25 protein-coding genes and 1 riboswitch are annotated in these 24,465 nt (G+C 61.0%); of the genes, 9 read left to right on the top strand and 16 right to left on the bottom strand.

Features of this window, described 5'->3' with window-relative positions:
- Positions 1 to 143 precede the first annotated feature (143 nt).
- Positions 144 to 1,340: an amino acid aminotransferase gene (locus JBE38_RS02610; protein ID WP_060755800.1), complete on the top strand. Its 1,197-nt coding sequence runs from the start codon at positions 144 to 146 to the stop codon at positions 1,338 to 1,340.
- Positions 1,341 to 1,441: 101 nt separating this feature from the next.
- Complete coding sequence (locus tag JBE38_RS02605; RefSeq protein ID WP_060755801.1) at positions 1,442 to 1,654, top strand: hypothetical protein; 213 nt, start codon at positions 1,442 to 1,444, stop codon at positions 1,652 to 1,654.
- Positions 1,655 to 1,680: 26 nt separating this feature from the next.
- Here JBE38_RS02605 and ptrR read toward each other — a convergent pair whose 3' ends face one another.
- On the bottom strand, positions 1,681 to 2,553 hold the full coding sequence (gene ptrR / locus JBE38_RS02600) for a putrescine utilization regulator PtrR (protein ID WP_090369782.1): 873 nt from the start codon (positions 2,551 to 2,553) through the stop codon (positions 1,681 to 1,683).
- A 103-nt stretch (positions 2,554 to 2,656) separates the two neighbouring features.
- Here ptrR and JBE38_RS02595 point away from each other — a divergent pair, with 103 nt between their 5' ends.
- Positions 2,657 to 4,039 (top strand): aldehyde dehydrogenase family protein, encoded by a 1,383-nt coding sequence (locus JBE38_RS02595; RefSeq protein WP_205343499.1) that lies wholly within the window; start codon positions 2,657 to 2,659, stop codon positions 4,037 to 4,039.
- 81 nt (positions 4,040 to 4,120) lie between these two features.
- On the opposite strand, the gene JBE38_RS02590 is transcribed toward JBE38_RS02595, so the two are convergent.
- Together JBE38_RS02590 and JBE38_RS02585 are read right to left on the bottom strand one after the other, a co-directional pair.
- Positions 4,121 to 4,426 (bottom strand): protealysin inhibitor emfourin, encoded by a 306-nt coding sequence (locus JBE38_RS02590; protein WP_104994338.1) that lies wholly within the window; start codon positions 4,424 to 4,426, stop codon positions 4,121 to 4,123.
- A gap of 14 nt (positions 4,427 to 4,440) precedes the next feature.
- Positions 4,441 to 5,502, bottom strand: a complete 1,062-nt coding sequence (locus JBE38_RS02585) for a M4 family metallopeptidase (RefSeq protein ID WP_060755804.1) — start codon at positions 5,500 to 5,502, stop codon at positions 4,441 to 4,443.
- Between the two features lie 130 nt (positions 5,503 to 5,632).
- On the opposite strand from JBE38_RS02585, the gene JBE38_RS02580 reads away from it, so the two are divergent.
- From JBE38_RS02580 to JBE38_RS02565, 4 genes are all read left to right on the top strand, one after another.
- Positions 5,633 to 6,577, top strand: a complete 945-nt coding sequence (locus JBE38_RS02580; protein ID WP_060755805.1) for a DNA/RNA non-specific endonuclease — start codon at positions 5,633 to 5,635, stop codon at positions 6,575 to 6,577.
- Positions 6,578 to 6,613: 36 nt separating this feature from the next.
- Positions 6,614 to 6,808, top strand: a riboswitch (cobalamin riboswitch).
- Between the two features lie 118 nt (positions 6,809 to 6,926).
- On the top strand, positions 6,927 to 7,937 hold the full coding sequence (locus JBE38_RS02575) for an ABC transporter substrate-binding protein (protein ID WP_205343498.1): 1,011 nt from the start codon (positions 6,927 to 6,929) through the stop codon (positions 7,935 to 7,937).
- The gene (locus JBE38_RS02570; RefSeq protein ID WP_205343497.1) at positions 7,934 to 8,938 is read left to right on the top strand and encodes a FecCD family ABC transporter permease; all 1,005 of its coding nucleotides are present in this window, start codon (positions 7,934 to 7,936) and stop codon (positions 8,936 to 8,938) included. The genes JBE38_RS02575 and JBE38_RS02570 overlap by 4 nt, the downstream gene beginning before the upstream one ends.
- Positions 8,935 to 9,699, top strand: coding sequence for an ABC transporter ATP-binding protein (locus JBE38_RS02565; RefSeq protein ID WP_205343496.1), 765 nt, complete (start codon positions 8,935 to 8,937; stop codon positions 9,697 to 9,699). The genes JBE38_RS02570 and JBE38_RS02565 overlap by 4 nt, the downstream gene beginning before the upstream one ends.
- On the opposite strand, the gene JBE38_RS02560 is transcribed toward JBE38_RS02565, so the two are convergent.
- From JBE38_RS02560 to JBE38_RS02515, 10 genes are all read right to left on the bottom strand, one after another.
- On the bottom strand, positions 9,645 to 10,616 hold the full coding sequence (locus tag JBE38_RS02560; protein WP_205343495.1) for an alpha/beta hydrolase fold domain-containing protein: 972 nt from the start codon (positions 10,614 to 10,616) through the stop codon (positions 9,645 to 9,647). The genes JBE38_RS02565 and JBE38_RS02560 overlap by 55 nt on opposite strands.
- Positions 10,616 to 11,056 carry a tryptophan-rich sensory protein TspO gene (tspO, locus tag JBE38_RS02555; RefSeq protein WP_060755810.1) on the bottom strand — a complete coding sequence of 147 codons (441 nt, stop codon included), beginning with the start codon at positions 11,054 to 11,056 and terminating at the stop codon, positions 10,616 to 10,618. Before tspO ends, JBE38_RS02560 begins: the two co-directional genes overlap by 1 nt.
- A 72-nt stretch (positions 11,057 to 11,128) precedes the next feature.
- Positions 11,129 to 11,692, bottom strand: a complete 564-nt coding sequence (locus JBE38_RS02550) for a nucleotidyltransferase family protein (RefSeq protein WP_090372344.1) — start codon at positions 11,690 to 11,692, stop codon at positions 11,129 to 11,131.
- 54 nt (positions 11,693 to 11,746) lie between these two features.
- The gene (gene chrA / locus JBE38_RS02545; RefSeq protein ID WP_205343494.1) at positions 11,747 to 13,105 is read right to left on the bottom strand and encodes a chromate efflux transporter; all 1,359 of its coding nucleotides are present in this window, start codon (positions 13,103 to 13,105) and stop codon (positions 11,747 to 11,749) included.
- 82 nt (positions 13,106 to 13,187) lie between these two features.
- Complete coding sequence (locus JBE38_RS02540) at positions 13,188 to 13,922, bottom strand: BPL-N domain-containing protein (protein ID WP_205343493.1); 735 nt, start codon at positions 13,920 to 13,922, stop codon at positions 13,188 to 13,190.
- A gap of 86 nt (positions 13,923 to 14,008) precedes the next feature.
- Positions 14,009 to 14,635 (bottom strand): glutathione S-transferase family protein, encoded by a 627-nt coding sequence (locus JBE38_RS02535; protein ID WP_161549951.1) that lies wholly within the window; start codon positions 14,633 to 14,635, stop codon positions 14,009 to 14,011.
- Positions 14,636 to 14,853: 218 nt separating this feature from the next.
- Entirely contained in the window at positions 14,854 to 15,546 is a 693-nt protein-coding gene (locus tag JBE38_RS27905; RefSeq protein WP_446731241.1) for a methyl-accepting chemotaxis protein, read from the bottom strand.
- Between the two features lie 1,573 nt (positions 15,547 to 17,119).
- Positions 17,120 to 17,419, bottom strand: a complete 300-nt coding sequence (locus JBE38_RS02525) for a DUF3144 domain-containing protein (RefSeq protein ID WP_090369759.1) — start codon at positions 17,417 to 17,419, stop codon at positions 17,120 to 17,122.
- Positions 17,420 to 17,497: 78 nt separating this feature from the next.
- The gene (locus JBE38_RS02520) at positions 17,498 to 18,193 is read right to left on the bottom strand and encodes a tRNA (adenine(22)-N(1))-methyltransferase (RefSeq protein ID WP_205343491.1); all 696 of its coding nucleotides are present in this window, start codon (positions 18,191 to 18,193) and stop codon (positions 17,498 to 17,500) included.
- Positions 18,194 to 18,206: 13 nt separating this feature from the next.
- Entirely contained in the window at positions 18,207 to 18,917 is a 711-nt protein-coding gene (locus JBE38_RS02515; RefSeq protein ID WP_090369756.1) for a FadR/GntR family transcriptional regulator, read from the bottom strand.
- A 348-nt stretch (positions 18,918 to 19,265) separates the two neighbouring features.
- Between JBE38_RS02515 and JBE38_RS02510 the strand changes: the two genes are divergently transcribed.
- Both JBE38_RS02510 and gudD read left to right on the top strand, forming a co-directional pair.
- Complete coding sequence (locus JBE38_RS02510) at positions 19,266 to 20,627, top strand: MFS transporter (protein ID WP_205343490.1); 1,362 nt, start codon at positions 19,266 to 19,268, stop codon at positions 20,625 to 20,627.
- Between the two features lie 19 nt (positions 20,628 to 20,646).
- Entirely contained in the window at positions 20,647 to 21,972 is a 1,326-nt protein-coding gene (gene gudD / locus JBE38_RS02505; RefSeq protein WP_205343489.1) for a glucarate dehydratase, read from the top strand.
- Positions 21,973 to 22,118: 146 nt separating this feature from the next.
- On the opposite strand, the gene JBE38_RS02500 is transcribed toward gudD, so the two are convergent.
- From JBE38_RS02500 to JBE38_RS02490, 3 genes are all read right to left on the bottom strand, one after another.
- A complete protein-coding gene (locus JBE38_RS02500) occupies positions 22,119 to 22,490 on the bottom strand; it encodes an addiction module antidote protein (RefSeq protein WP_205343488.1) in 372 nt (123 codons plus the stop codon).
- A gap of 1 nt (position 22,491) precedes the next feature.
- Positions 22,492 to 22,794, bottom strand: coding sequence for a type II toxin-antitoxin system RelE/ParE family toxin (locus tag JBE38_RS02495; protein ID WP_205343487.1), 303 nt, complete (start codon positions 22,792 to 22,794; stop codon positions 22,492 to 22,494).
- A gap of 170 nt (positions 22,795 to 22,964) precedes the next feature.
- Entirely contained in the window at positions 22,965 to 24,308 is a 1,344-nt protein-coding gene (locus JBE38_RS02490) for a hypothetical protein (RefSeq protein ID WP_205343486.1), read from the bottom strand.
- Positions 24,309 to 24,465: the final 157 nt, after the last annotated feature.

The raw sequence follows: 24,465 nt of genomic DNA, 5'->3' as shown, positions 1-24,465 counted from the left end.
CGAAAAACTTGGCCGAAAAGCCGTTTCGGTTGTCGCCTCAAGCGGTGATGGCCTCTATACTAGCTCCCCGTTTGTGCACCGCTCTAGTGCCTTCGGCCGGAGCGCGACACGTCCCTCCTTTCCCCCATAGAGCTGCCGCAAAAATGAGCCTGTTCTCCGCTGTCGAAATGGCACCACGCGATCCTATCCTGGGCCTCAACGAAGCATTCAACGCCGATACACGTACCACCAAGGTCAACCTTGGCGTAGGCGTTTACTGCAACGAGGAGGGGAAGATTCCACTCTTGCGTGCCGTTGCCGAAGCGGAAGCCATTCGCGTGGCGCAACACGCTGCCCGTGGCTATTTGCCGATCGACGGCATCGCCGCCTATGACAAGGCCGTACAAACCTTGCTGTTCGGCGCCGAGTCGCCACTGCTGAGCGCCGGCCGCGTCGTCACCGTCCAGGCCGTGGGCGGTACCGGTGCCCTGAAGATTGGCGCCGACTTCCTCAAGCAACTGCTGCCCAACGCCGTCGTCGCCATCAGCGACCCGAGCTGGGAAAACCACCGCGCGCTGTTCGAAACCGCCGGCTTCCCGGTGCAGAACTACCGCTACTACGACGCCGCCACCCACGATGTGAACCGTGCCGGCCTGCTGGAAGATCTCAACGCCCTGCCGCCACAGTCGATCGTCGTGCTGCACGCCTGCTGCCACAACCCGACCGGCGTCGACCTGAGCCCGGCCGACTGGCAGAACGTGCTGGACGTGGTCAAGGCCAGGAACCTGGTGCCGTTCCTCGACATGGCCTACCAGGGCTTTGGCGACGGCATCCACGAAGACGCCGCAGCGGTGCGCCTGTTTGCTGAATCGGGCCTGACCTTCTTTGTGTCCAGCTCATTCTCCAAGTCGTTCTCCCTGTACGGCGAACGTGTCGGCGCGTTGTCCATCGTCGGCGAATCCAAAGAAGAAAGCGCGCGCATCCTGTCCCAGGTCAAGCGCGTGATCCGTACCAACTATTCCAACCCGCCAACCCACGGCGCGGCAATCGTGGCAGCCGTGTTGAACAACCCTGAGCTGCGCGCCCAGTGGGAAGCCGAATTGGCCGAAATGCGCCTGCGCATCCGTGGCATGCGTGAGCAGATGGTCGCCGACCTGGCCAAAGCGGCTCCAGGTCATGACTTCAGCTTCGTCGGTCGCCAGCGTGGGATGTTCTCCTACTCGGGCCTGACCGTTGAACAAGTCACCCGCCTGCGCAGCGAGTTTGGTATCTACGCGCTGGATACCGGGCGTATCTGTGTGGCGGCGTTGAACCAATCGAACATTGATGCCGTCACAAAGGCAATCGTTCAGGTGCTGTAAGCCTGTAGCCATTGCACGCGAAGGGGGAAGCCGATGGCTTCCCCTTTTTCGTCTGCAGCTCCTAGACTGAACCCCAACTGCCCCTTTGCTGTGAGAGCCTCATGAGAAACGATGACCTGGACCTGCGCGCAGACCGCGATGAACTGGACGACGATTACACCCCGCGCGCACCACGCGCCAAGCGCCAGAAGAGCCTCGTGCTGCAAGTTGCGCTGGGAGTGTTTCTGGGTGGGTTGGCCCTGTGGCTGGTGCAACTGGGCGCTACGGCGCTGATGGCAAAGCTGGCCATGGGCACCTTGCAGTTCGGCGGCTGATTAAATCGTGTGGATCTCACATTGATCTACGAAATTTCCAGCCCACGCTCTTCCAGAAGTCTTACGAAGCTGTTCAAACTCTGCGACACCGTGCCCCGCCGCCAGATCAACCAGGTGTGCAAAATGCGGAAATTGTCCGCCAACGGCCACACACTCACGGCGGCAAATCCCGGCATGCTTTCCAGCATGCTGCGCGGCATCAATGCCAGGCCGGCCCCGGCGCTGACGCAGGCGAGCATGCCGTGGTAAGACTCGATCTCGAAGATCTTGCCTGGTACCGCGCCATCCTGGGAAAACCAGCGCTCCAAGTGATGCCGGTAAGAGCAGTTCGAGCGAAACGTATAGATGCTCTCCCCGTTCACGTCCTGCCCCCGGTTGATCGGCGCGTGATGCAACGGCGCAATCACCACCATCTCCTCCTCGAATACCGGCACGCCTTCCAGCGTGGCATGCAGCACCGGCCCATCGACAAATGCCGCGGTCAGCCGACCTGACAGCACCCCCTCGATCATCGTGCCCGACGGCCCCGTGCTCAGGTCCAGCTCGACCTTGGTGTACTGCTGGTTATACGCCGCCAGCAACGTCGGGATACGCACCGCGGCTGTACTTTCCAGGGAGCCAAGGGCAAACGTGCCCTGGGGTTCCTCCCCCGCTACCGTCGCCCGGGCCTCCTGGACCAAGTCGAGAATGCGCCGCGCATAGCCGAGGAAATTCCAGCCGGCCGGTGACAGGCGCAGACGGCTCTTCTCGCGGATAAACAACTCGACGCCCAAGTCCTGCTCCAGTTGCTTGATGCGCGTGGTCAGGTTCGACGGCACGCGATGAATCAACTGAGCGGCGGCGCTGATGCTGCCCTGCTCGGCAACCGCCTTGAAGATTTCCAGCTGCACCAGGTCCAAATCATTCTCCAAACGTGAATATATTGCTCAATATTATTCAGTTTCCAGAAAACATACAGCCCCGTACGCTGAACCCATTCCACTCATTCAGCAGGACGGTGCCATGAACCCGACGACCCACGCCCTCTCGATCAACCCGGCCAATGGCGAAACGGTCGGCAGCTATCCCTACGAAACCGAGCAGCAACTGGACGCAGCCCTCGAGCGCGCTACCCACGCCTTTCGTACCTGGCGCCGCCAGCCGGTCAGCCAGCGTGCCGAGTTGCTGCTGGCCCTGGCCACCACCCTGCGCGAACAGGCCGAAACCATGGCGCAGATGATTACCCTGGAAATGGGCAAACCTATCGCCCAGGCCCGCGCTGAAATCGAAAAATGCGCCCAGCTCAGCGAATGGTATGCCGCCCACGGCCCGGCCATGCTCGCCCCGGAACCGACCCTCGTGGACAACGGCAACGCCCGGATCGAATATCGCCCCTTGGGCCCGATCTTCGCCGTGATGCCGTGGAATTTCCCGGTGTGGCAAGTACTGCGCGGCGCCGTGCCGACCTTGCTGGCCGGTAACACCTACGTGCTCAAACATGCGCCGAACGTCATGGGCAGCGCCTACCTGATCCAGCAAGCGCTGCAGAAAGCCGGCTTCGCCGACGGGCTTTTTGAAGTGGTCAACGTGACGAACGAGGGCGTTTCCAAGGCGATTGCCGACCCGCGCATCGCCGCCGTCACCCTCACCGGCAGCGTGCGTGCAGGTATTGCCATTGGCTCCCAGGCGGGTGCCGCGCTGAAAAAATGCGTGCTGGAACTGGGCGGCTCCGACCCGTTCATCGTACTCAACGACGCCGACCTCGACGCCGCCGTGCAGGCCGCCGTGATTGGCCGTTTCCAGAACAGTGGCCAAGTCTGCGCCGCGGCCAAGCGCCTGATCATCGAAGCAGGCGTCGTGGAGGCTTTCACCGCCAAATTTCTCGAAGCCAGCCGCAAACTGGTAATGGGCGACCCGACCTCGTCCCAGACCTACATCGGCCCGATGGCACGCTTTGACCTGCGCGACGAGTTGCACGGTCAAGTGCAGGCCACATTGGAAGAAGGCGCGACCCTGCTGCTGGGTGGCAACAAAGTCGCAGGTGCCGGCAACTACTACGAGCCGACCGTGTTGGCGAATGTCACCGACCAGATGACCTCATTCAGGCAGGAGCTGTTCGGCCCTGTGGCCTCGATCATCACCGCCCGCGACGCCGAGCACGCGGTAGCCCTGGCCAACGACAGTGAATTCGGCCTGACCGCGAGCCTCTTCACCACCGATGCGGCAAAGGCCCGTGATATCGCCAACCAACTGGAAACCGGCGGCATCTTCGTCAACGCATTCAGCGTGTCTGACCCGCGAGTGGCGTTTGGTGGCGTGAAGAAAAGTGGTTTCGGGCGCGAGTTGTCGCACTTCGGCGTGCGGGAATTCTGCAATGCGCAGACCGTGTGGCTGGATCGCAAGTAAACCCGGCCAGTCCCCTTACGACACCTTACCTGTGGCGAGGGAGCTCGCTCCCGTGGGGCTGCGCAGCAGCCCTCAACAGCCTCAGCCACGCACATGCCGGCGCACGCACTGCACCAACCCATCCAGCGCCTGGGACTTCACCGGCGCCAGCACACAGACCGTGTGTTCGCGCTGGCCCTCGCTCACGGTCAGGGTGTAGTGCACCTGGCCCGGGTTACCGGGCGCGGGCGGGTTGTTTGGCGGCAACTCAAAGAAGTCTGAAGCCTTGATCAGTTGCCGCAATTCCTGCTGGTCTTGCTCAGGCAGTGTATCCAGCTCCACCGTACGCGGCTTGGCCAGGCCCGGGAAAAACCCCGGCCCGCCGTTTTCCTTGATTGAGATGTGCATGGCTGCTCCTCACGTCAAACAGCAATACCGACCGCTTGCCAACCGTCCTTGACCGCCTTCTGTTCGTCCTTGTTCACGCCGTACAGGCGCCCCGCAACATCGTAAGTAATACGCGCAAAGCGCACAAACCCCGAATTAGGCCGCAGCCGCGCATCACGCAGCGCGTCATACCAGATGCGCCCCGCGCGCTCCCAGGCAAACCCACCCAACCTGGTCGCCACCTGGTAGAACGCATGGTTGGGAATACCGGAATTGATATGCACCCCACCATTGTCCTCGTAGGTCTGGACAAAATCATCCATGTGCCCCGGTTGCGGGTCCTTACCCAACAACTTGTCGTCAAAGGCAGTGCCGGGGGCTTTCATCGAGCGCAGTGCAGTGCCTTTGATCTTTTTGGTAAACAACCCTTTGCCGATCAACCAATCGGCATCTTCAGCCTTTTGTTTCAAGGCATATTGCTTGATCAGTGAGCCGAACACGTCCGACAACGACTCGTTCAACGCCCCGGACTGATTGAAATACATCAGCTTGGCCTCATCCTCCGTGACGCCATGGGCCAACTCATGGCCAATCACGTCGAGGGCCACGGTGAAGCGGTTGAACAACTCGCCGTCCCCATCCCCGAACACCATCTGGGTCGAGTTCCAGAACGCGTTGTTGTAGTTCTGGCCAAAATGCACGGTCGCGTCCAACGCCATGCCCGCGTCGTCGATGGAGTTGCGGTCGAAGACCTGTTCAAAAAAATCGAAGGTGGCGCCCAGGCCATCATAGGCTTCGTCCACCGCCGCATCACCACTCACGGGCTGCCCTTCACCACGGATCAGTTTTCCTGGCAGGCTGTCGCTGCCCTCGGCGCTGTAGATCGAACGCTGTTTCTCGGCGCCCATGGCCAAGGCCAGCCGGGCCGGCCCCTTGGCGGGCACCGCGACCATGCGCAGCGAGCGGAACGTGCTGTCCTTGGCGCGGGTACGTAACGCGACGTCCCGCTGCGCCTTGTCGCCGTTGCGCGCGATCTGGTCGAGCATATAGGGCGGGATCAGGCAAAAAACCGGGTTACGCAAAGGGTGATCACACATGAACTGGCTCCTTGTTGGCATGGGGTGAACGTCCGGGTAACCGTTTCAGGATAGCCCCCAGGGATTAACGCGTGTCATCAATTGTCATTAACCTATGTTGCAGTCGTGTTTATCCAAGGAGGACTTACCGATGCCCGCACGTAAAGCCAAGATTGACCTGTCGTACCGCCCACGGCTCGCTGACCTGCGCCCGTTGATCACTGCGAGCCCCACGCTGCTGGAGGCACGGGCGGCGACGCCCCGCGTCACCTCGGCCAACGACCTGAAGGACCGGCACGGCTACGCAGAGGATTTCCTCGGCAGTTTCGTGGTGCCCTGGCCCACGGCTGAAGGGGCCTTGGCGGATGATGTGCAGGTCTTGAAGGGGGGTGGTGAGCGCCTGGACTACACGCACTTCTCGATCACCATGTCGCGCTCGAAACGGCTCGCGCTGTATGTCGGCGTCAACATTGACGGCAACCAGCACGTGGAGATTATTCGCAGCAATGACAGCTGGGCCTATGACGGTCGCTTGCCTATCGAAGCACAGGTAGGCGACGCGCTTTATGCCAACAATGGCCTGGATCGCGGCCATCTGGTCCGCCGCCAAGATCCCAATTGGGGTGACGTGGCGCAAACCGCCAACCTCGACACCTTCCACTTCACCAACTGCTCGCCGCAGATGAGCGGGTTCAACCAGAAGACCTGGCTGGAACTCGAAGACTACATTCTGGACAACACGCAACGCTGGAAAGCCAGGGCCACGGTATTTACCGGCCCGGTGTACGCCGACGATGACCGCGTGTACCGCGGCGTGCAAATCCCCAAGGCCTTCTGGAAAGTGGTCGCCTACCTCAACGACGACGGCAAGCCGTCCGCCAGCGCCTACATGATCGACCAAACCCGCGAACTGGGGCAGCTCGACCTGGTGTTCGGCCAACTCAGGACCTACCAGCGCAGCGTGATCCAGATAGAACGCCTGACCGGCATCCGCTTCGCCAACCTGGCCGACTACGACGGTTTCAGCAACGAAGAACGCGCCACCGGCACGCGGATCGAAGCGCTGATCCAGGGCCCAGAGGACATTCGTCTGTGAGCAGGCCCACCTTGGGCTATTTCACCTCGCTCTAATCAACTACCATACCGCGCCGGTTCCCAAACGGGACTAATAGGGAATCCGAAGCGCGGTCCACCCGCGTCAATCGGAACTGCCCCCGCAACTGTAGGTGCTGAGCCTGCTCCTGGATGCCACTGGACCTTGTCCGGGAAGGCCGGAGCCTGGCGACGACGCATCAGTCAGGAGACCTGCCGGCCCAAGCTCGATCACTAACCGGCGGGGTGTCCGGGAAGGACATCCTTGCCCTGCCCCATCGGCAGCGTTAATGGCTGTATTTCCACGACCGTACCTCCCCAGCTACTTGTACGGTTCAAACGGAGATTGCCCCATGCTGCCACGCTTTAGCGCACTGCTCACCGGCCTTGGCTTCTGTGCCCTGGCCCAAGCCGCCCCCACCCAGTACCCACTGACCGTGGAAAACTGTGGCAACCCCGTCATCTTTCAACAGGCCCCCGCGCGCAGTGTGACCATCGGCCAGGCCGCCACCGAAATGCTCTACACCTTGGGTGTGGCGGATAAAGTGGTCGGCACCTCGCTGTGGTTCAACGATGTGCTGCCCCGGTTCAAGGTGCAGAACGACAAGGTCGAGCGCCTGGCCAACAACGAGCCGAGTTTCGAAGCCGTGATCGCCAAGCGCCCGCAACTGGTGGCCGCCGAGCTGGAATGGGTGGTCGGCCCGCAAGGTGTGGTCGGCACCCGCGAGCAATTTGCTGAACTGAAGATTCCCACCTACGTGCTGCCCTCCGATTGCGAAGGCAAGGACAACCTGGTGGGTGCCGACGGGACGCGGCTGGAGCCTTTCCGTATCGACACCGTGTATAAAAGCATCCGCCAACTGGCCGAGATCTTCGACGTGCAGGCGCGCGGCCAACAAGTGAACGATGAGCTCAAGGCACGCCTGGCCAAATCCGTTGCCACCGCGCAAAGCAAAGGGCTCAAACAGGCCAGTGCATTGGTCTGGTTCTCCAGCGCCGAAATGGCCAGCGACCCCTACGTGGCCGGGCATAAGGGCGTTCCGCAGTTCATGCTGGACACCCTGGGCCTGACCAACGTGGTGCAGTCCGATGAAGAGTGGCCTGCCGTCGGCTGGGAAACCCTGGCCAAGGCCAACCCGACCTTCCTGGTAATCGCCCGCATGGACCGCCGCCGCTACCCGGCCGACGACCATGAAAAGAAACTCGCGTTCCTGCGCACCGACCCAGTGACCCGCAACATGGATGCGGTGAAAAACAACCGCATCATCATCATTGACGCCCTGGCCCTGCAGGCCAGCCTGCGTACGTTCGATGGCCTGGAACAACTGGCCGGTGCCATCGACGGCTACGACCTGCCGAAATGATCCGTCCCTTGCTCGCCCTCATCCTGCTACTGCTCGCGATCCTCGCGGGCGTGGCCATTGGTGAAACCGCCATCGAACCGCAGGTGGTGTTGCAGGTACTCGCCAACAAACTGTGGGCGGCCGGCTACGCACTGGACCCGATCGATGAAGGCGTGGTGTGGAACTACCGTCTGACCCGCACCCTGGTCGCCGCCGCCTGCGGTGCGGGGCTGGCGACGTGCGGAGTGATCTTGCAGTCATTGCTGCGTAACCCGCTGGCCGACCCGTACCTGCTGGGCATCAGCGCCGGCGCCTCGACCGGTGCCGTCCTGGTGGCGCTGATCGGCGTCGGCGGCGGCTTGATTTCGCTGTCGGCCGGCGCCTTTGTCGGCGCCATGGCGGCGTTTGCCCTGGTGATTCTGCTGGCGCGCGCCAGCGGTTCGGCCAGCGGTACCGGGCAGATCATCCTCGCCGGCATTGCCGGATCACAGCTGTTCAATGCCCTCACCGCCTTCCTGATCACCAAGTCGGCCAGCTCCGAACAGGCCCGGGGCATCCTGTTCTGGCTGCTGGGCAACCTCAGCGGCGTACGCTGGCCCTCGGTATGGCTGGCGGTGCCGGTGGCGGTCCTGGGCCTGGCGGTGTGCCTGTGGCATCGCCGTGCGCTGGATGCGTTTACCTTCGGCACCGACTCGGCGGCGTCCCTCGGCATCCCGGTACGTCGTGTGCAGTTCCTGTTGGTGGGCTGTGCAGCGCTGGTGACGGCGGTGATGGTATCGATTGTCGGCTCCATCGGTTTTGTGGGGCTGGTGATTCCCCACGCAGTGCGCCTGCTGCTCGGCACCGGACATTCGCGCCTGCTACCGGCCAGTGCGCTGGGCGGCGCGCTGTTTCTGATCGCCGCCGATGTGCTGTCGCGGACCTTGATCAAGGGCCAGGTGATTCCGGTCGGCGTGGTCACCGCGCTGGTCGGCGCGCCTGTGTTTGCGCTGATCCTGATCGGTCGGAGGAACGCGCGATGAGTATGCTGAGCTGCAACGGCCTGGGCTTCAAGGTGCGTGATGCCGAGTTGCTGCGCGATATCCATCTGGATGTTCAACTGGGCGAAACCCTGGGCATCGTCGGGCCGAACGGTTCCGGCAAATCCACCTTGCTCAAACTGCTTGCCGGTTTGCGCGCGCCGGCCAGCGGCGAAGTACGCTTGGGCGGCCAACGCCTGAATGAACTGTCACGCCGTGCCATCGCCCAACAGCTGGCGGTGGTGGAGCAACAGGCCGACACCGACGACGCGATCCGCGTGTTCGACGCTGTGGCCCTGGGCCGTACGCCGTGGCTGTCGGCGTTGAGCCCGTGGTCCAGCGAAGACCACGCCATCGTCAACCAAGCCTTGCATGACGTCGACGCCACGCACCTCAGCCAGCGTGCCTGGCGCAGCCTCTCGGGCGGTGAACGCCAGCGCGTACACATCGCCCGCGCCCTGGCGCAACGACCGCAGATCCTGTTGCTGGACGAGCCCACCAACCATCTGGATATCCAGCATCAACTGGCGATCCTCAAAGGCGTGCAGGCGCTGCCCGTGACCACCTTGATTGCATTGCATGATCTTAATCAGGCACTGACCTGTGATCGCCTGGCCGTGCTGGATCACGGCCGATTGGTGGCGCTCGGCAAACCACTGCAAGTGCTGACGCCGCAACGGTTACAGGAGACCTTCGGGGTGCAGGCGCATTACCTGACAGACCCGTTCGATGGCGCGCAGATACTGCGGTTGCGCCCCAGTTGATGGCCCATTCGGTTGACTATCCATTGGCGAGCGTAGCCGAGCACATCCCGCGCCATATCCACGGGAAAATGGATAAACCCATGCGCCGCCTCCGGCAGCAGATACGCCTCAGCGCCAGGCCATCGCTCGGCGATCAATAAGGTGTCATCTTTGAGCGGGTCCAACTCGCCGACAAACATCAACGCCGGCGGCAACCCTGCGAAATCGCCATATAACGGCGACCACCGCGGCTGGCGGCGCGCATCATCAGTCAACCCCGGCGTCAGCCTACGCAGCGCTGCAACCATCCCCGGCCCGTCCAGCAACAAGGTCTGCGGCCCCGCCGTGCGCACGCTCGGCGTACCGGTCAAATCATAAACGCCGTAATACAACACCGCCCCGCTGACCCGCTGGAGCAAGTGCGGCCATTGCTTGAGCGCCAATAACGTCGCTGCCGCCAGGTGCCCACCCGCCGACTCACCGACGACGATCACCGGCAAGTCGGCGAATTCAGCGCAGTCCTCCAGCAACCAACGGGCGGCCGTCAGGCAGTCGTCCAGCAGGCCCTCGAGCGGCGTGTCCAGCGCCAGCCGATAGTCCACCGACACCACTGCCACGTCGCAGGCGTTGACCATGCCCAGGTTGAGGTCGTCATCCATCTGCGCATTGCCGATTACCCAGCCGCCGCCGTGGATATCCAGCACCACGCCCTTGGGTTGGCCGCGTGGGCGCAGGATACGCACGGGCACCGTCCCGATGAGCCGGGTTTCAGCCTCGGGGGCCTTCTTGAGCTTTTGGCTGACCCGCAACAACGCCTGGATCAAACGCGGCGTCACGCGATTGCGGATTTTAAAGCGTGGCATCCAGGCGAGTTTCTGGTTGAAGCGACGCATCTGGGCCAGTTCAGGCTGACTGGCGGACCAGGGTTTGGGCGCCATCAGCGGTTATTGCGCAGGATCGAGAAGTTCAGCGCCGCCGCCACACACAACCACGCCAGGTAAGGGAACAGCATCAGGCCGGTGATCAGGTCCAGGCGCACCGCCAACACCACCATCGCCGCCACGGTCACCCACAGCACCGCGATAATCAGCATCCCGGCGAGGATCCGATGGGCACCGAAGAACACCGGCGTCCACAGCGTATTCAAGGCAATCTGCGCTGCCCACAAGGCCAGGACGATTTGGCTGCCGGGAATCAGGCTGAGACGATAACCAGCCCAGGCCAGCAGCAGGTAGATAAGGGTCCACGCGACCGGAAACAGCCAATTGGGCGGCGTGAAGCTGGGTTTGACCAGGGATTCGTACCAGGCGCCGGGCTTGAAAAGTAGGCCGGTACTGGCAGCGGCGATGCAGGCGAGCAGGAAGATGAAGAAAGTCATGGTCGATCCTTGGCTGGGCATTTCAGGCTTGGACGTGCCGCACGCGGGTAAAAGTTCACTGGCGTACGCAAGCTAAGCAGGCGCCACAATCCTCAACCAAGGCCAACGCGCCTGGTAACTCCTGGCCTTCTGCGCAAACAATGCCGGCTCCGGATGCTGCGGGTTGATACGCAACACCCCCTGCGCCACATCCTCCAACCCGTACGGCGCATACACCTCGCCCGTCGCAATCTCCAGGCCGATGCACGTACCCGCCACCAGGTAACGATCAATCCCCTGTCTGGCCGTGTGCAACTGCGGATAAGGCCGACCGAACCGCTGCGCGTACCAAAGGTGCACCCGCGCCTGATTCTTCACCTCAACGTTGACGCCCAGGTCCTGGAACAGCACTTCGGCCGAACGGATCACCGCATCCTCGGCCTCGTAGGACAAGTCCGTATCGAAATAAAAAACGTCGTAGTCTTTGACGCCCTGGTCAGCAGGCAGCTTCGCCTGATGATTCCACACCGCCTGGAACAGACAGCCCGCCGTGAGGAAACACTGGTCCACCCCGAGGTCAGGCAGGCGCGCGGTGATTTCGGCGTTGATGGGGTTGGCCATGGCCAGGTCGAGCAGGGTTTTGACGGTCAACGTCATGGTCATCCCTTTCAATCGTTTCCAGCGGCCAACTGTACAACAGGGCCACGTCTCTTAGCGCAACAGATGCACAGCCAAACCGACCAGCGCGCAAGCGATCAACACCTGAATCACCCCGCGCTTGAAATAAAACAGGGCGACCGCCGCCATCAGTGCGATCAAGGCGGAAGGCCAATCAAGGCTAGCGCTGAAACCCTTTGGCCACAGCACGTGATACCCGAAGAAGCACGCCAGGTTCAGGATCACGCCAACCACGGCAGCGGTAATGGCGGTCAATGGTGCGGTGAACCTGAGTTCGTTGTGGGTCGACTCCACCAGCGGGCCACCGGCAAGAATGAACAGAAATGAGGGCAGAAAGGTGAACCATGTCACCAGAGACGCGGCGACAGCCCCAGCCAGAAACATTTGATCGGCGCCAAACACCTGCGAGACGTAGGCGCCGACGAAGCCGACGAAGGCCACCACCATGATCAGCGGCCCGGGCGTGGTTTCCCCTAGCGCCAGCCCGTCAATCATCTGTGTCGGGGTCAGCCAGCCATAGTGCCCCACCGCTCCTTGGTAGACATAAGGGAGCACCGCGTAGGCACCGCCAAACGTTAACAGCGCAGCCTTGGTAAAGAACCAGCCCATCTGGGTCAACGTGCCCTGCCAGCCAAACGACAGGATCAAAACAGCCATTGGCAATGCCCACAGTGCAACGCCAAGCAGAGCGAGCGATGCCAATTTCAACCAACTGAACCGGGCATGCTCTGGGGACGGGGTGTCGTCATCGATCAAGGCCGGGCCAAACGTTCTCTTGGCGGCACTATGCCCCCCTGTTCTGAATTTCTCGGGTGCCAGGCGTCCCCCGACATAACCGATCAATGCCGCCCCCAGGACAATCAACGGGAATGGGACATTGAACGCGAAAATTGCGCTGAATGAAGCGGCCGCTATCGCCCATAGCCAATGGTTCTTCAGCGCTCGCGAGCCGATCCTGTGGGCTGCCTGTACAACGATGGCGGTCACGGCAGGCTTGATGCCATAAAACAGGCCCACCACCACCGGCACTTCGCCGAACGCAACATACAGCCATGACAAAGCGATCAGGATAAACAGTGAGGGCAGCACAAACAGCCCACCCGCGACCACCCCGCCCCAGGTTCGATGCATCAGCCAGCCGATGTAGGTCGCCAACTGCTGAGCCTCCGGCCCAGGCAGCAACATGCAATAGTTGAGCGCATGCAGGAACCTGCGCTCGGATATCCAACGGCGCCGCTCGACCAGTTCCTGATGCATGATCGAGATCTGCCCCGCAGGCCCGCCGAAGCTGATGAAGCCCAACTTCAACCAGAACCAGAAAGACTCCCGCAAACTGACCGCCTGCGGCCTCGACAACGCTTCTTCACCCACGGGTCCCGATACCTCGCTCATTGCGCTGTTCCTCATTCACGAACCCGATGAGTTGCATAATTCGGGGGCGATGCAATCGTTCTACCCCGCGATGACAAGCGCTTCAAAAGTTGCGAATCAACGCCCCAAACAGATCGCCACGCGGCATTTTGTTCAACGGGATGTCGGCATTCTCGAACCATTCGCGACCGGCCTCGGGATGCGGGCCGCTAAGCACGACCACACCCTTTTCATAGGTATAGCGCGCCGCCGCGACGTCGCCGTTGCGGTAGGTCGCGATGGTTTTGTAGGGCGCGGCCGGGTCGGCTGCGGGAATGTAAGGCCCGTCCTGGAAGAACACATGGTCAGGCTTGCCTTCCCACATGACCTGCACGGCGGCGTCGGCGATGCCGGGCACTTCAAAACCGGGGCGACCGGCTTCGCCGTCGAGGTCCTGGGGGATCAGGCCGAGGTTACCGTCATCCGCCAAGTAGGCGCCCATGCACAACCCCAGGTAGCGCCCGCCGCCGGCGACATAACCGCGAATCGCCTCGGCGCGCGCATCGCCCAGGCTGCGCAGGGCACCGGGAATGTCCTGGCCGCCGCCGGGCTGCACGTAGAGGTCATAGCGCGCCAGGGTTTGTGGCGTGATGTCGGTGGCCTCCTGCGCGCCCACATAATCGATCTGATACTCGGGATTGAGGCGGCGCAAGGCATTCGCCACGTTCTCGGAACAGTCATCGCAGCCCGCCGGGCCGCGGTAGATGGCGACGTGCTTGATGGGCGTGGCGGCCTCGGCCGGCGACGGCAGCAAAAGCGCGAATGCAATTAACGTGACGGCGACAGCTCGTAAGTTCATGACCGAAGGCTCCTGTACGGACAACGCAAAGCCTATAGCGATTGCGCCCTTCAATCCGTTAACAGTTGTAAACGCCGTGAAGCCCCTTACTTGGCAAACGCATACTCCCCACCCTGCTCCACCGCCTTGCGATACGCCGGCCGCGCCTGGAATTTTTTCACCCACGCCGCCAGGTTCGGGTAAGCCTGCAACTTGCCCTGGGCCTTGGCGATTTCGCCGATGAAACTCATCTGGATATCCGCGCCACTCAGCTCATCGCCCAGCAGGTAGGCTTTATCCGCCAGCACGTCGTTCAGGTACCCCAGGTAATTGGCCACTTCCGATTCGATCCTCGGGTGCAACGGCGCGCCAGCGTCACCAAGGCGGCCGACGTAGAGGTTGAGCATCAGCGGCAGCATCGCCGAGCCTTCGGCGAAGTGCAGCCATTGCACGTATTGGTCATAGGTGGCCGTGGCGGGATCGGGTTGCAGGCGGCCCTGGCCATAATGGCGGATCAGGTAGTCGATAATGGCAGCGGATTCGATCAGCACTTGGCCACCGTCTTCGATCACCGGGGATTTGCCCAACGGGTGGATGGCCTTGAGCTCGGGCGGCGCGAGGTTGGTCTTGGGGTCGCGCTGGTAGCGCTTGATCTCGTAAGGCAGGCCGAGTTCTTCGAGCAGCCAGAGGATGCGTTGCGAGCGCGAGTTGTTGAGGTGATGAACGGTGATCATGGTAGCTCCGCTAAGCGAAAGGGGGGGTGTCCTGAAAAGAGACTACACCACCGCCCTGGAGTGCCCACCTAATTTACTTGTAGTGAGCGGGCTCGCCCCGCGCTGGGTTGCGAAGCAGCCCCAAAACCAGGCACCTCGGTCTTTCTGAAACACCGCAGTGACGGGGTTTAGGGCGGCTTCGCCCCCCAGCGCGGGGCAAGCCCGCTCACTACAAACGCTCAACCCAATCGGAAGCGCGCGGTGTTATCGCTCAGTGCACGACTGCCTTTGCTCAAGGTGTCCGCCGCCTGGTTCACGGCACGCGCGCCATCGAGCAGGCGCCCTGCCGCTTGGTCGACCTGCTGGATATTGCCGCTCACTTCATCCGCCGTGGCAGCCTGTTCTTCCACCGCTGTGGCGATCTGCGCCAGGGTGTCGGTGACGTGTTGTACAGCGCCTGCGATTTCGCCCAGGCGCGCCCCCAGGCCGGTGACCGACTCGGCGTCGGTCAGGGCTTGCTCGCACGCCGCGCCCATCAGGGTGACCGCCTGGCTGACGGTTGCACGCAGGCTGTCCACGGTGCCGGCGATCTGCGCCGTGGACGCCTGGGTGCGTTGCGACAGGCTGCGCACTTCATCGGCCACCACGGCAAAACCGCGCCCCTGTTCGCCAGCTCGGGCGGCTTCGATGGCGGCGTTGAGCGCCAGCAGGTTGGTCTGTTCGGCAATACCACGAATGGTATCGACCACCGATTGGATCTGCTGGCCTTGCTGGCTGACCTGTTCCAAGGCGTTGGCGGTGTCGGTCAGACGCTGGTTGAGTTGCTGGATGCTCGCGGTGGTGCGCTGGCTGTCGCGACTGCTGTCCTCGGCAATGCTGCGGGTGTGCTGGGCACTTCCAGAGGCTTGCTCGCAACTTCTGGCGACACCCATCGAAGTGGCGGCCAGTTGGGTGGCGGCGGCGGCAATCTGGCTGATCTGGTGCTGCTGGTCTTCGACCTCGGTGAGGGTGCTGCCCGATTGTGCGTTGAGGGTGTGTACGGCCGAACCGAGTTGCTGGGTTTCGTGATTGACGCCCAACAGGCTGGTGCGCAGTTGCACCACTGCGGCGTTGAGTGCGGCGCTGATCAGCGCCAGTTCATCGCGGCCTTCCACCGCCACTTCGATACACAGGTTGCCGTCGCGCAGGGACTCGGCCAGCGTGGTGATGCCGCTGGCGCTACGGCGGATCGAGGCTTGCAGGCACATGAACAGGTACAGTGCGGCCAACGCCAACAGACTGAACGTCGCCGCCACCGGAATGAACTGTTTGAGCGATTGCCCGTGGTAGTAACCCAGGCGCGCATCCAGCGCGTGCAGCGACTGGCTGCGCAACGCGCCCAGGGCACCGAGCACGGCGTCGACACTGCTGTCGAACGCTGCAGTATCGAGCTTGATGGTGCCCCCGAAAACGCCCTCGTCCAACGTCTTGAGTTGGTTGTCCAGCAACTGCAGGCTGCTGTCATATTGGGCAGTCCACGGCTCAATGCCCGGATATTGCTTGGCCTTGAGCGACGCGGCGGCTTTGACCAACTGATCCCGGGCATCGCCGATACGGCCGCGCAGGTCACGCATCTGCAAGCGGCTTTGCAAGGTGAACTGCCCCGAGGCAATGGACGACTCACCGACGCTGGCGGTGCGGCCGATGCGCTCGATCAGGTCCGGGGTGTACTGGCTGGAAATCTGCATCAGCAGGTAGGTTTCCAGCCAGGGATCGAGGATCAGGCCGGTATCCAGGGTGATCTGCTCGCGCAGGGTTTGCATGGCGGTCAATGCAGCGGTGAAGCGGTCATAACCGTCCGGCCACCAGCCCACGGCACGCAAGGACTGGGTGTCCATGCCCTTGACGGCGGCCTGCAACGCCTCGAAACGCGCCAGGGTGTCGGCGCTGGCGTGCTCAGTGTTGAGCACATCGCCCAAGGCTTGCAGGCTCTGCTGGATCAGCGGGTTAGCGGCATCGACTTTGTCCATCGCAGCCTGGGCGGCAGGGGTTGGCGCACGTAGGATGTCCACGGCCTTCCAGCGCGCAGCGAGGTTGCGTTGTGCGGTGAGCTGGCTGTCGAGCGCGTCCAGGGCCAACAACTGGCGAACGCCGGACTGTTCGCTGGCAATCACCGCGAGTTTGTCGCGATAGCCCTGCCCGATCAGCCACACACTCGCGGCCAGGGGCAGCATGAACAGGAAAAACAAGACCTGGAACTTGCGTGCGAAACCGAAACGGCCGAGCAAACGGATACCCGGTGATAAAAGACTGTGCATCGCCGACCACTCCCCCAAACAGCTTAGAAATGACTAAAAGCAAAATGCCATGTCATTGATTAAACTGGCTCAAGCAAGATGTGGGCCGTTGGTGCCGAGGCCGAAAACAGGCGCTTCTACACAGACTGCCCGCTCAGGCGCGCACGAAAATGGGGCGAAAGCACTCAGTGTTGCGTGCACGTCTGTAACCCGTCGAGACGCCTTGAAATCAGCCCTCGGTGTTTACCAGCATATACCGGCTGAAATTATTGATGTGATCATCCAGATTATCCTCAAGCATCATCCGGTACTGATCACAGAAATACTTCAGCATGGCCTCCCGCGCCTCGGCCATTTCTGCGCCGGACTTGAAGTTGCGAGCACTGGCCCAGGCGTTGAAACGCGTGGTGCCGAACATCATCGAGGCACTGACCTCGCCGAGGTTTTCACAGGTCTTGAGCTGCTCGTTCGACAGTTCGATGTGCGCGTCGGCACGGTCGTAGAAGGCTTGGTCGGTGGTATCGGCCATGGCGGGGTCCTGGGTCAGCGAATGAAGGGCCGCATTGGAGCATAAGACGTCGACCTCAGGCGACCGAAGCCTGCGCCTTCACGCCAGTAATTCACTAATCCAGCGCACCTCTCGGGCCACTTCCTGCACCTTCGCCGGCGGCACCGCCTGCCGCGCCTGTTCAAGGTTGGCCAGGGTCTTGTGCTTCTGACGCAGCAGGCGTTGCCACTTGGCCAGGAACACCGGGCTGCGCGCTTGCATCTGCAGGGGGCCGAAGTACAGTTGTTCGGCGCTGTAGGTCACGGGCCCGGCGCGTTCAGCCACGATGATTTCGTAGTAGAAGCGGTTCTCGTGCAACAGCTCTTCGTGCAGGATCGAGTAGCCATTGTCCATCAACCACTGGCGCAACGGTTGCTCGCCACCGTTGGGTTGCAGGATCAGGCGCTCCAGGCCGCTCAGGCACGCCTGGCCGGCGTCGAGGATGTCGCGAATGGTTTCGCCGCCCATGCCGCAGAGGCTGATCGCGGTGATCCCGTCCCCCGGTTCGATCGCCGCCAAGCCATTGGCCAGGCGCACGCTAATGTGTTGTTCCAGGCCATTGTCGCGCACGGTACGTTGGGCGGCGTGCAATGGTGTGGTCGCGACCTCCCCCGCCACCGCGGCGGTAATCACGCCACGGTGCATCAACACCACCGGCAGGTAGGCGTGATCGGAGCCGATATCGGCCAGGCGCGATTCGGCCGGCACGTTGGCGGCCACGCGCTCCAGGCGCATGGACAGCGTGTGTTCGTTCAACGGTTGGTCCTTTTCATTCCCCGGAAAATCGATCCCGGCTATTGGTCAAATGCAACACCATGGCGGCCCGCGCGGCGTCCGGGTCCTGACGCCTGATCGCGTTGAAGATCGCCTCATGCTCCAGGTTCGCCAGTTGCCCCAGCCTGGCAAAATCCGCCCCGCCGCGTTCGGCGCCCTTGACCTGGGTACGCGGAATCATCGCATTGCCCAGGTGCGCCATGATCTCGGTGAAAAACGTATTACCGGTGGCTTCGGCGATCAGTTGATGAAAGCGCTTGTCTTCATCCACGCAACTGTCGTTATTGGCCAGCGATGCCTGATAGTCATCCAGCGCCTGGCGCATACGGGCCAGTTGTTCATCCGACCGGCGCAGTGCCGCCAGCGCCACAGCCTGCACCTCCAGGCCCAGGCGCAACTCAAGCATGTTGCGCACACTGGCGACCGTATCCACGTGCAGGCGCAAGCCCTGCTGTGCGCGCGGCTCCAGCACGAAGGTGCCGATACCGTGACGCGTCTCCACCAGGCCGGATGCCTGCAATTTGGAAATGGCTTCGCGCACCACGGTACGGCTTACGCCGTGCTCCAGCACGATGCTGGATTCGGACGGCAGTTTTTCGCCGGGCTTGAGTTGCCCGAGCAGGATGCGCTGGGTCAGCGCGTCGACCACGCCTTGGGCCAGGTTGCTGGAGCGTCTACGGACAAGGGTTCCGTTTTCAATGGGCATCACTGCGGGTCCACGGGGTTGGGCTGGAGGGAGCTTAACACTCCCTATCCGAGCCTGGCAGGCTAGGTTCACAAGACACCCAACTTGTATGACAACCAACTTGATAAATCTGCATTTCAACGCCCCCTGCCGCCAGCCCCAGATAACGTCGGCTTTGCTCGACAACGCTAAAAAAATCTATAACCACCAATAAAAATGGGCAAATAACCATAAAATCTATTTCAATGGCGGCCTTATAAGCACAAAAACATCAATCACCCAATTGCGAATCCAAGAACACCACTTGTATGATGTCTATCAACAACACACAAACCCGCATAAAAATAAATCAGGGGGAGTTTTCGAGTCATGAGCCATTCAAATCCAGCATCCGCCGCTGCAGAAAACGAATCGGTGCTCAGCCGCACCGTCAGCAAAGTGAAGAGCCATGTGCTCCCCCTGTTCGTGATCATGTTCATCCTCAACTACATCGACCGGGTCAATATCGGCTTCGTGCGCACGCACATGGAGCACGACCTGGGCATCGGAGCAGCCGCTTACGGCCTGGGCGCCGGACTGTTCTTCATCGGCTACGCGCTCTTCGAAGTGCCCTCCAACCTGCTGCTGCAGAAGGTCGGCGCACGGATCTGGCTGACCCGCATCATGTTCACCTGGGGCATCGTCGCCACGCTGATGGCGTTCATCCAGAACGAAACCCACTTCTACATCCTGCGCTTTTTACTGGGCGTGGCCGAAGCAGGCTTTTTCCCGGGGGTGATCTACTACTTCACCCGCTGGCTGCCGGGTGTTGAACGCGGCAAAGCGATCGCCATCTTCCTCAGCGGTTCGGCCGTGGCCTCGCTGATTTCCGGGCCGTTGTCGGGCGCGTTGTTGCAGATCGAAGGGTTCGGTTTCCACGGCTGGCAATGGATGTTCGCCATCGAAGGCCTGGCGTCCGTGGCATTGGGGTTCTTCGTGTGGTTCTGGCTCGACTCCAAACCCCACGACGCCAAATGGCTGACCCGTGAAGAACAGGATGCACTGGTGAGCGCCATCGACCAGGAGCAGCGCGACCGTGAAGCGCTGACCACGGTCAAGCCGACCCTCGGCAAGCTGCTCAAGGACCGTCAGATCCTGTTGTTCTGCGCCTTGTATTTCTGCATCCAACTGACGATCTACGCGGCCACCTTCTGGCTGCCCAGCATCATCAAGAAGATGGGCGATTTGAGCGACGTGCAGGTCGGTTTTTTCAACTCGATCCCGTGGTTGATCTCGATCATCGCCATGTATGCCTTCGCCGCGCTATCGGGCAAATTCAAGTTCCAGCAGGCCTGGGTTGCCGCTGCGCTACTGATTGCCGCAGCGGGCATGTTCATGTCTACCACCGGCGGACCGATCTTTGCCTTTGTGGCGATCTGTTTTGCAGCCATCGGTTTCAAGTCCGCCTCATCGCTGTTCTGGCCAATCCCCCAGGGTTACCTGGACGTGCGCATCGCCGCCGCCGTGATCGCCCTGATCAACTCCATCGGCAACCTGGGCGGTTTTGTGGCACCGACCACGTTCGGCTTTCTGGAGCAGACCACCGGCTCGATCCAGGGCGGCCTCTATGGCCTGGCCGGCACCTCGGTGCTGGCGGCGATCCTGGTGTTCTTCGCCAAGACGTCGCCCTCTGCCGCGTTGCCTGCGTCAAGCGTTACACCCACGGCCACCGCTATCAGCAAACCTCTTTGAGCCCATTCAGGACATCACCATGACTACCCCCGTCATCACCCACTTCCAAGTCATCCCCGTGGCCGGCCATGACAGCATGCTGCTGAACCTGAGCGGCGCCCACGGCCCCTTCTTTACCCGCAATATCGTGATTCTCCAGGACAGCAGCGGCCAGACCGGCGTCGGTGAAGTGCCCGGCGGCGAACGCATCCGCGAAACCCTGGAGGACGCACGCAGCCTGGTCATCGGCCAACCCATCGGCCAGTACCAGCGCATCCTCAACCAGATGCGCAGCACCTTTGCCTCACGCGATGCTGCGGGCCGTGGGCTGCAGACCTTTGACCTGCGCATCACCATCCATGCAGTCACCGCCGTGGAAGCGGCCCTGCTCGACCTGCTGGGCCAATACCTTGAAGTGCCGGTGGCCGCCCTGCTCGGCGAAGGCCAACAGCGCGATGCGGTAAAAATGCTCGGTTACCTGTTTTATATCGGCGACCGCACAACGACCAACCTGGCCTACCGCAACGAGGCGCACGCAGAGGACGAGTGGTTGCGCTTGCGCCACGAACCGGCCCTGACCAGTGAGGCCGTGGTGCGCCTGGCCGAAGCCGCCAAAACCAGATATGGCTTCAACGACTTCAAGCTCAAGGGTGGTGTCTTGAGCGGCGATGCGGAAATCGAAGCGGTTACCGCCCTCGCCGAACGCTTCCCGGATGCACGCATCACCCTCGACCCGAACGGGGCCTGGTCACTCAAGGAAGCCATCCGCCTGTGCCGTGACCAACACCATGTGCTCGCCTATGCCGAGGACCCATGCGGTGCGGAAAATGGCTATTCAGGCCGCGAAGTCATGGCTGAATTCCGCCGTGCCACGGGCCTCAAGACCGCCACCAATATGATCGCCACCGACTGGCGCGAAATGGGCCACGCCATCCAGTTGCAGTCCGTGGACATTCCCCTCGCCGATCCGCATTTCTGGACGATGCAAGGCTCGGTGCGCGTGGCGCAGATGTGCAACGACTGGGGCCTGACCTGGGGTTCGCACTCCAACAACCACTTCGATATTTCCCTGGCGATGTTCACCCAGGTCGCGGCGGCGGCACCCGGTGATATCACGGCCATCGACACCCACTGGATCTGGCAGGACGGCCAACGCCTGACGCGCGAACCGCTGAAAATCGAAGGTGGCTACGTGAAGGTGCCGGCCAAGCCGGGCCTGGGTGTGGAGATCGACATGGACGCAGTGGCCAAGGCCCACGAAGTCTATAAAGGCATGGGCCTGGGTGCGCGGGATGACAGCGTGGCCATGCAGTTCCTGATCCCGGGCTGGCGCTTCAATAACAAGCAGCCTTGCCTGGTGCGCTAGGCACTTCGTTCGATGCAACCAAAGCGAGCTTCACCGATCTCTTGCGCTGCACTGGGTGCCGACGGTTGTGTGGTGTTTGGGGCTAATGGAAAGCCCCGTGCACTCGTGCAAAAAACATGCTGGCGACGAGAATGACGCAGTGAATGTCAGGGCTTGCTGGGTGTGGCCTGTTTGGTTGTGACCGTTGTAATCGGCTGCACTGTCAGCTCCACACCCAGCGCCAGCATGAGCTTCTGGACTGTCTCATAACGTGTTTTTGAGCCACCTTTCAGGGTTTTATACAGACTCTCCCGATTAACCCCAGCCGCCTCCGCCACCTTGTTCACGCCCTGTGCCTTGGCAACCTCGGCCAGCGCCTTCATAAGTATCTGCGGGTCTTGGGACTTCATGCTTTGCGCCAGGTAAACGCTGATGGTTTCCGGGCTGTCGAGAAAGCGCGAAGCTTCATAGACGCGGGTGCCGGATGTATCAAGATCGAGGATAGGCATGTCCTCTGGTTTGAATTTCGATTCGCTCATTTCAATGACCTCTCAGGGCATCAAGAATCTCTCTCGACCGCTTGATGCCTCTTTTTTGGTCGGTTTTATCACTGCCCCACAGCATCAGGTAAGCAGTAATCCCGGTGCGTACGAAGTAAATTCTGTAGCCGGGCCCGACAAAAATACGCATTTCACTCAGGCCGTCGCCTACCGACTCGCAATCGCCAAAATTGTTTTCCTCGGCTCGGTCCAATCGGGCCAGAACCGCAGCTTTTCCCCAAATGTCCCTCATACCGTCGAGCCATGTATCAAACTCCGGCGTCCTGCCGATCAAGTTGGTCACAGTTTCACCTGTAGCCTACTGGCTACTCCATACGGATGCTAGTCAATTTTCAAATCCAATGAAAGCCGGAAGAAAAAATTCTAGTTCAGCCCCACAGGTGTGAGCGGTCGATACTATTAACGTTTGTTTCCCTTGCGCTTAGCGCATTGTCAGGCTGGCAACTTGAGGTGTCAGGGCTTGATGTTTCTCAATATCGTGAATAAGTGACCAGGCCAGATCCAGCGCTGGGTGGGCTGATCGCGGGTCTCTGCGAGGGCATCCAAAATCGTGCGATTAGCCGCGTCGGTGGCAGGTACACCCAGGGTTGAGGGCGGCGGCGTTTTCTCGCCAGGGGAGTCCGACGGCGTGCTCAATCTGCCAGTGGCCGAGTCAATCGCATAACCGCAAGCCTTGCCATATTCGGTGAGGCTCCAGACACCGTTGATGACGACGGCGACTGATTTGTCGGGCGGCAGCCTTATGGCCTTGTTGGTGGTACGAACGGCATAGTCTTCGAAGCTGATTTTTTTGAAGGTGGCGAACTCGCTGCCAAGGGGCGGTTGATCATCGCCTTCATTGGAGAATTTGTTCACCATTCGCTCCAGGAACGGTATGCCGCCAAGGTTGGTGAACGCCCCGTGGTCCGGATGCAGGATGTACCGCAAAAAACCCTGATCGATACGGGTGCTGTTGATCGCCGAACCGTTCAGGATGCGAGAGGCGATCTGCGCCTCCTCTTTCTTGAAATCGAAAGTGACCCGGTAGCCGTTGGCGTCATAACCATTATTGCCACCCACCGTTTGCCGACCGTCACTGGAGCGCCGATAGTCACCCAGGACCACGGCCACTTGGGTGACATGAGCCAAGTTAGCGCCCTCCGCTTGAGCATAAGCAAACATATCCGCAATTAAGTTTCGATCCTCAATGGTAAGAAAGTCGCAGGGGTTTTGAGCCATGTTGTAGAAGGTGGCAGGTGGAAGGGCAACGGGTGGCTCACTGCCGCGAAACAAGCGCGAAATCATCAGGTCTCGCCCGTTGACAGGTATCGACTTCAAGCTGGGCGCTGGCGTTGATTGCAACTCTTCCCATGCCGCACGCCGCTCATTGATGGTGAAAGAACCACCCTCGTCATGCGCAATCAAGCTGAGCTGGTCACGCACAAGGCCTTTAAAAGGATTGCTGTCGACTCCGTTGACGAAACCTGTCGCTTGACGGGCACGTGCCAGAAGCTCCGGATCAATCGTGTCGGGAATCTCTACATCATGCTGTGTTTTATTGGCGAGATAGTGGGTGCCGATAATCGAATCGATTGGGTTGGTGTTCTTCTGGTCGATACGGGCTTCAGCACGCGTTGCGGCTTCATTCAACTGACGAGCAAGCGGCGAAACGCTGCTGGTTGCAGGGTCTCCACCCGTGAAAACAACGACATCCATCTTATTTTTATCAGGTAGAGCGAGGGACGGAATAGCAACGTTACCAGCCTTGCCTGCCACACGGCTGTCAGGCAAGGATGTATAAGAACTTAAAATAATCATGGGCATGCACCCCTGAACAACGTTGCTATATAAAAACAACCCTGAATTATCACTACGCAAAACAGCTCACACCAAATTTGACCGAACAAACATTACACTTCATTAATCCCTATATCTGAATGTTACCGAATCTACTCCCGCGGGGTGTGCCAAAGGT

It is taken from the genome of Pseudomonas sp. ICBG1301 (genome assembly GCF_016918385.1).
Lineage (GTDB): Bacteria > Pseudomonadota > Gammaproteobacteria > Pseudomonadales > Pseudomonadaceae > Aquipseudomonas > Aquipseudomonas palleroniana.
This window is presented reverse-complemented; position numbering and strand designations above follow the sequence as displayed.

What these genes read in the sequence shown, in the direction of transcription:
- JBE38_RS02610 (WP_060755800.1), top strand. Translation starts at nt 144, where the DNA reads ATGAGCCTGTTCTCCGCTGTCGAAATGGCACCACGCGATCCTATCCTG.
- JBE38_RS02605 (WP_060755801.1), top strand. Translation starts at nt 1,442, where the DNA reads ATGAGAAACGATGACCTGGACCTGCGCGCAGACCGCGATGAACTGGAC.
- JBE38_RS02595 (WP_205343499.1), top strand. Translation starts at nt 2,657, where the DNA reads ATGAACCCGACGACCCACGCCCTCTCGATCAACCCGGCCAATGGCGAA.
- JBE38_RS02590 (WP_104994338.1), bottom strand. Translation starts at nt 4,426, where the DNA reads ATGCACATCTCAATCAAGGAAAACGGCGGGCCGGGGTTTTTCCCGGGC.
- JBE38_RS02585 (WP_060755804.1), bottom strand. Translation starts at nt 5,502, where the DNA reads ATGTGTGATCACCCTTTGCGTAACCCGGTTTTTTGCCTGATCCCGCCC.
- JBE38_RS02580 (WP_060755805.1), top strand. Translation starts at nt 5,633, where the DNA reads ATGCCCGCACGTAAAGCCAAGATTGACCTGTCGTACCGCCCACGGCTC.
- JBE38_RS02575 (WP_205343498.1), top strand. Translation starts at nt 6,927, where the DNA reads ATGCTGCCACGCTTTAGCGCACTGCTCACCGGCCTTGGCTTCTGTGCC.
- JBE38_RS02570 (WP_205343497.1), top strand. Translation starts at nt 7,934, where the DNA reads ATGATCCGTCCCTTGCTCGCCCTCATCCTGCTACTGCTCGCGATCCTC.
- JBE38_RS02565 (WP_205343496.1), top strand. Translation starts at nt 8,935, where the DNA reads ATGAGTATGCTGAGCTGCAACGGCCTGGGCTTCAAGGTGCGTGATGCC.
- JBE38_RS02560 (WP_205343495.1), bottom strand. Translation starts at nt 10,616, where the DNA reads ATGGCGCCCAAACCCTGGTCCGCCAGTCAGCCTGAACTGGCCCAGATG.
- tspO (WP_060755810.1), bottom strand. Translation starts at nt 11,056, where the DNA reads ATGACTTTCTTCATCTTCCTGCTCGCCTGCATCGCCGCTGCCAGTACC.
- JBE38_RS02550 (WP_090372344.1), bottom strand. Translation starts at nt 11,692, where the DNA reads ATGACGTTGACCGTCAAAACCCTGCTCGACCTGGCCATGGCCAACCCC.
- chrA (WP_205343494.1), bottom strand. Translation starts at nt 13,105, where the DNA reads ATGAGCGAGGTATCGGGACCCGTGGGTGAAGAAGCGTTGTCGAGGCCG.
- JBE38_RS02540 (WP_205343493.1), bottom strand. Translation starts at nt 13,922, where the DNA reads ATGAACTTACGAGCTGTCGCCGTCACGTTAATTGCATTCGCGCTTTTG.
- JBE38_RS02535 (WP_161549951.1), bottom strand. Translation starts at nt 14,635, where the DNA reads ATGATCACCGTTCATCACCTCAACAACTCGCGCTCGCAACGCATCCTC.
- JBE38_RS27905 (WP_446731241.1), bottom strand. Translation starts at nt 15,546, where the DNA reads ATGGGTGTCGCCAGAAGTTGCGAGCAAGCCTCTGGAAGTGCCCAGCAC.
- JBE38_RS02525 (WP_090369759.1), bottom strand. Translation starts at nt 17,419, where the DNA reads ATGGCCGATACCACCGACCAAGCCTTCTACGACCGTGCCGACGCGCAC.
- JBE38_RS02515 (WP_090369756.1), bottom strand. Translation starts at nt 18,917, where the DNA reads ATGCCCATTGAAAACGGAACCCTTGTCCGTAGACGCTCCAGCAACCTG.
- JBE38_RS02510 (WP_205343490.1), top strand. Translation starts at nt 19,266, where the DNA reads ATGAGCCATTCAAATCCAGCATCCGCCGCTGCAGAAAACGAATCGGTG.
- gudD (WP_205343489.1), top strand. Translation starts at nt 20,647, where the DNA reads ATGACTACCCCCGTCATCACCCACTTCCAAGTCATCCCCGTGGCCGGC.
- JBE38_RS02500 (WP_205343488.1), bottom strand. Translation starts at nt 22,490, where the DNA reads ATGAGCGAATCGAAATTCAAACCAGAGGACATGCCTATCCTCGATCTT.
- JBE38_RS02490 (WP_205343486.1), bottom strand. Translation starts at nt 24,308, where the DNA reads ATGATTATTTTAAGTTCTTATACATCCTTGCCTGACAGCCGTGTGGCA.